The 5,434-nt window shown below is 78.4% G+C and carries 4 protein-coding genes; 1 reads left to right on the top strand and 3 read right to left on the bottom strand.

Annotation, left to right across the window (positions count from 1 at the left end; genetic code table 11):
* Window positions 1-1,246 (top strand): cupin domain-containing protein (locus tag ACWENR_RS29285; RefSeq protein ID WP_452280182.1); only part of this gene is annotated, 1,246 nt, incomplete at its 5' end.
* A gap of 229 nt (window positions 1,247-1,475) precedes the next feature.
* Here the strand turns inward: ACWENR_RS29285 and ACWENR_RS29280 are convergent.
* The 3 genes from ACWENR_RS29280 to ACWENR_RS29270 form a co-directional block, all read right to left on the bottom strand.
* Window positions 1,476-1,832 carry a YciI family protein gene (locus ACWENR_RS29280; protein WP_452280181.1) on the bottom strand — a complete coding sequence of 119 codons (357 nt, stop codon included), beginning with the start codon at window positions 1,830-1,832 and terminating at the stop codon, window positions 1,476-1,478.
* Between the two features lie 110 nt (window positions 1,833-1,942).
* Window positions 1,943-2,608, bottom strand: coding sequence for a hypothetical protein (locus ACWENR_RS29275; protein WP_452280180.1), 666 nt, complete (start codon window positions 2,606-2,608; stop codon window positions 1,943-1,945).
* A complete protein-coding gene (locus tag ACWENR_RS29270; protein WP_452280179.1) occupies window positions 2,605-5,268 on the bottom strand; it encodes an FtsK/SpoIIIE domain-containing protein in 2,664 nt (887 codons plus the stop codon). The genes ACWENR_RS29275 and ACWENR_RS29270 overlap by 4 nt, the downstream gene beginning before the upstream one ends.
* Window positions 5,269-5,434: the final 166 nt, after the last annotated feature.

The following is a 5,434-nucleotide window of genomic DNA, read 5'->3' as shown; positions in this document are numbered from 1 at the left end:
GGGCGGCCACGGCCGCCCGGCGGTTCCGTCCGCCGCCGCGGCGCTGACCCGCTGCGTGTCGGTCGAGCCGGCGAAGTTCGCCGCCGCCCACTGGGGGCGCACACCGCTGCTGTCGCGCGCCGACGAGCTGCCCAACGCCGCAGGCTTCACCGACCTGCTCAGCCCCGCCGACGCCGACGACCTGCTCAGCCGGCGCGGCCTGCGCAGCCCGTTCCTGCGCGTCGCCAAGGACGGCCAACTCGTCCCGGCGGCCCGCTTCACCGGCGGTGGCGGCGCCGGCGCCGAGATCGGCGACCAGGTCCTCGACGAGCGGGTCCTGGAGCTGTACGCCGGCGGGGCCACCCTGGTGTTGCAGGGCCTGCACCGCACCTGGCCCGCCCTGATCGACTTCGCTCGTGACCTCGGCGCGGCGGTCGGGCAGCCGTTGCAGGTCAACGCCTACCTGACCCCCGCCGGCAGCCAGGGTTTCGCCACCCACTACGACACCCACGACGTCTTCGTCCTGCAGGTCGACGGCCGCAAGCACTGGCGGATCCACCCGCCGGTGCTGCCGGACCCGCTGGAGCGGCAGCCCTGGGGCGGGCGGGCGGACGAGGTCGCCGCCACCGCCGACGGCCCGCCCGCGCTCGACGTGGTGCTGGCCCCCGGCGACGCCCTCTACCTGCCCCGCGGTTGGCTGCACAGCGCGCAGGCGCAGGAGTCCAGCTCGCTGCACCTGACCGTCGGCGTCCGGGCGTTGACCCGGTACGCGCTGGTCGAGGAGCTGCTCGCCCTCGCCGCCGAGGACCAGCGGCTGCGGGCCACGCTGCCGTTCGGCACCGACGTCGCCGACCCGGACGCGATCGAGCCGGAGCTGACCGAGACGGTCGAGGCGCTGCGGGACTGGCTGCTGCGGGCCGACCCGGCCGCGGTGGCCGCGCGGCTGCGCCAGCGGGCCTGGCCGGCCGCCCGGCCCGCGCCGATCCGCCCGCTGGCCCAGGCCGCCGCGCTGGCCGCGCTGGACGCCGACACCCGCCTGGCCCCGCGCCCCGGCCTGCGTTGGCAGCTCGCCCCGCAGGGGGACCGGCTGGCGCTGCGGCTGTTCGACCGCACCATCACGCTGCCCGCGACATGCGAGCCGGCGGTGCGCGCCCTGCTCACCGGGGAGGCCGCCCGGGTCGGCGACCTGCCGGGCCTGGACGACGACGCCGACCGGATCACCCTGGCCCGCCGCCTCCTGCGCGAGGCGGTGCTGGTCCCCGCCTGAGCGCCGCCCCGCGCCGGGCCGACGCCGCCCCGCGCCGGGCCGACGCCGTGCCGCGCCGGGCCGACGCCGTGCCGCGCCGGGCCGACGCCGTGCCGGCGCCGGGTCCGGGCCTGACCGCGCAGCTTCGGGGAAGTTGTCGCCTCCCGCCGGTGGGAGCCAGCATCTTCCCCGAAGTTGCGCGGATCATGGTCGGGCGGGTGGCCGCGCCCCGCGCGTGGGCAGGCCCGGGTCAGGCGGTGTCCAGGGCCGTGACCGGGCGGACCTCGATCGGCAGGGTGGTCGCCCGGGACAGCCTCGCCGCCCAGCCCAGCGCCGCGTCCAGGTCCGGCACGTCGATCACGGTGAAGCCGCCGACGTGCTCCTTGCCCTCGGCGAACGGGCCGTCGGTCAGCAACGTCTCGTCGTCGCGGACCCGGAGCACCCGGGCGGTGTGGGCCAGCGCCAGCCCGGCGCCGAACACCCAGACGCCGCCGCGGCGCATCTCCTGGTTGACGGCCTGGACGTCCCGCATGATCGGTTCGAGGAACTCCGGCGGCGGCGGGGCGTCGCCGTCGGGCTGGATCACGTTGAGCACGAAGTTCGGCATCGCAGCTCCCTCTCGTCGGGTGGCCGGCGTCGCCCGGCCTCTCCCGTCTACACGAACGGAGGCCGGCCCGATCGACGGCGCGCTGCCCGCAGGGTCGGCCGGCCGGCGGGTCAGCGGCCGGCGACCAGCAGCGCGGCGGTGGTCGCCAGGCCGGCGACGAGCACGACCGCCATCGGGCGCGGGCCGAGCACGGCGTGCCGGCGGTCCGCCAGCACCTTCGCCGGCACCAGGCCGACCAGCGGGCCCAGCAGGGTCACCACCAGGGCCAGCACGGGCAGCCCGACCGCGAGCTCGCCGCCGTACCGGTCGCCCGCCGCCCGCGCCGCGCTTCCGAGGGCGTACGCGAGCACGGCGCCGGCCACCCCGCAGAGCGCCAGCAGCGGGTTGACCGAGCCCGGCAGGTCACCGGGCTGGCGGGTGCGGTTCAGCAGCTCCCGTACCCCGTCGAGCAGCGGCACCGGGTCGGCGGTGGCGCCGGGCGTCGGGGCCGGAGGCCGGCCCGCCCGGCGGCCGCTGCCGCCCAGCCGGCCGCGCAGCTGCTGCCACAGGTGGGCGGCCTCGGCGTCCACCCGCTCCTGCAGCTCCCGGGCGTCGACGAGTTCCCGCTCGGCGCGCGCGAGCGCGGCCTCGGCGTCGGCCACCGCCCGGTCGGCGGCGGCGCACTGCTGGGCGTGCCAGGCGTGCGCCTCGGCCCGCTGGGCGCGTACCCGCGCGGTCAGCTCGGCCAGCCGCCGCAGCTGGTCGGCGTACGTCTCGCTGGTCACCGGTTCGTTCATCGCGACGGTCCGTAGGGGATGATCACCTGGCCGGTGCGGTGGACCGCCCGGTCGAAGAACAGCCCGCGCCAGGGGCGGGGATACCAGTCCGGGCCGCCGGTGCCCGGATAGAGCGACGAGCCGAGCTCGCCCCCGTGGGCGTCCAGCGCCACCCAGGCGCCGATCTGGTCGGTCCGCGCGGCCGGTCCACCCAGGTCGGCGCGCATCCGGGCGACGCCCCGCCACCAGGCCAGCACGTGGGTGCGCCGCTCCGGCCCGTCGTGCAGGATCCGGCGCAGCTCCTCCAGGCCGGTGCGCCGACCCACCCGCGCCCCGAGGGTCCCGGCCGCCGCGTCCACGGCGAACAGCAGCAGGTAGTGCGGCACGCCCGGCGCCCCGAGCCCCTCGGCGGTCTCGGCCATCAGCTCGCCGACGGTCTCGTCGTCGTACCAGGCGGCGTCGTCGGCGAGGTCCTCGTAGAGCGAGCGGGCCGCCGGGTCGGCGTCCGGGTCCAGGCAGGCGATGGAGAACCGGGCCGTGCCGGGCCGGTGCTGGCGGGCCAGCGAGCGGGCCGCCGCGTCGAGCACCGCGCACGCCTCGTCCACCCGGGTGCCGAGCACCGCCAGGTTGCGGCCGGGGGCCCGGGGCAGCCGCAGCGCCGCCGAGCGCGCCTGCACGTCGATGATCTCGCCGAGCAGCGCGACCGGCGTACGCGGATGCCCGGTCTCCGGGGCGGTGAGCGCCCGGAAGTCCGGCGCGTCGGCGAGCCGGGGGATCGCGTCGCCGTCGAAGAGCCGGGCCGGCGCGGCGTCCTGCGGTCGCATCCGCCACAGCCGGTGCTGCAGCTCGCTCCACGTCTCCCAGTCGCTGGCCGACGGGATCCGGGCGACCTGGTTGCCCTCGGTCATGCCCGACTCGGCGTTGACGACCGCGTGGTGGCGGGGTAGCGACTGGGCGGCGTCGTTGCGTTCGGCGAGGATCCGCAGCGCCTTGGGCAGGGCGATGCGCAGCGTGAACTGGGCCACCAGGGCGGGTCGCCCCCACAGCGCCTCGATGCCGCGCACGTCCTGCGAGGCGAGCACCAGGTGGATGCCCTGGGACCGGCCGCGCCGCGCCAGGTCCTCCAGCAGGTCGGCGGCCTCCCGGGCGACCACGTCCCGCCCGGCCAGGAGCATCTGGAACTCGTCGACCACCGCCACGATCCGCGGCCAGTGCCCGGTCGGGTCGACCGCCCGCAGCTCGGCGAGCTTGGTGACCTCGTGCTTCTTCGCCGCGTCGGCACGCCGGCGCAGCTCCTCGGCGAGGAAGCGCAGCAGCGCCAGGCCGAACTCCCGGTCGGTGTTGACGTTGATCCCGACCAGCCGCATGTGCGGCAGCCAGCTCGGGTCGCGCCGGCCCTGGGCGAACCGGGCGAAGGACACGCCCTCCTTGAAGTCCAGCAGATAGAACTCCAGCTCGGCGGGGGAGTAGCGGGCGGCCAGCGCGCCGATCCAGGCGAAGATCAGGTTGGTCTTGCCGGTGCCGGACGGGCCGCCGATCAGCGCGTGCGGCGGGTAGTCGCCGAGGGTGAGCAGCACCGGCCGGCCGTGCGGGCCCTCGCCGATCGGCGCGGTCAGCCCGGTGGCGGAGTCCTCCCGCCACATCCGCTCCGGCGGCGGCAGCAGGTCGGTGAACGGGGTGGGGGCGGGACCGGCGTTCACCCGCGCCGCCACCTCCCGGCAGGTCTCGGTGACCAGGGTCGCGGGCGGCGGCGGGTCGAGCCGGACGGACAGCCCGCCGATCAGGGTGGCGTCCCGGTCGACCGTCACCCGGGTCACCGTCCGGTCGTCGGGCAGCGCGACGCCCCGGACCACCAGGTGCACCCCGCAGGCGGCCCCGGTGCGGACCACCCGGTCGAGCTGGCCGCGTTCGTGCCGGGACAGCTCGTCGCCGCCGAGCAGCACCGCCACCCGCCACGGTTCCGGCCGGCGGCCGGTGGCGGCGGCCAGCTCGCGCAGCGAGCTGTGCTCCCCGGCCAGCACGGTCTCGTTGATCCGGCGGATCTGCTCCACCAGGTCGTCCAGCAGCCGGGCCAGCCCGCCGGGGCCGACGAAGGTGAGCAGCCCGGCGGTGCCGAGCGGGGCGAAGCCGGCCAGGCCGCCGCCCAGGTGGTCGGGGTCGTAGCCGACCAGCCGGACGGTGCCCGGGTCGGCCCGCCCGACGGCCCGCAGCAGCAGCGCCGAGACCACCGCCTCGCCGCCCTCGCGGTCGTCTCCGGTCAGCTCCACGTGGCCGGCGTCGAGCAGCGGCACCAGCGCCGGCACCGGTTCGGCGCCGGGGATGCGTACGGTGCCGATCCGCAGCGCGCCCGGCGGCTCCGCCCGCCGCACCGGGGTCGGGCGCCAGCGCGTCCAGTCGGCGGACGCGGCGCCGGGGGCCTCCCGCAGCGCCGCGTCCGCGGCGCGGCGGGCCAGCTCGGCGAGGCGCGCCGCGTGCCGGTCCTCGATCTCGGCCAGCCGGCGGTCCCGTTGCGCGCCCACCCGTTCCGGCACGGCCGCCGCGGCCCGTCGCACCTTCGCCAGCCGCTCCCGCGCGGCGGTCAGCTCGTCCTGTGCCGTCGACAGCCGGGTCCGGGCCGCGCCGAGGGCCTCGCCGAGCATGCCCCGGACCCGGTCGACCAACTGGGCGCGCCGGTCAGCCATCGACGCCCCGCGGTCGCGGCTCCCCGCCGTCGCCGGTGGCCGGGCGACCCGCCGGCGGGCTCGACCAGACGCGCCCGCCGGCGCCGGGGCGGCCCGCGTCCGCCGCGCCGCGACCGGCGCCCGCCGCGGGCGGCGCCGCCGGGCCACCGGCGCCGGGGCGCCCGCC

It is taken from the genome of Micromonospora sp. NPDC004336 (assembly GCF_053602615.1).
Note: the sequence above shows the minus strand (reverse complement) of the source record. Positions and strands in the feature narration are given on the sequence as shown.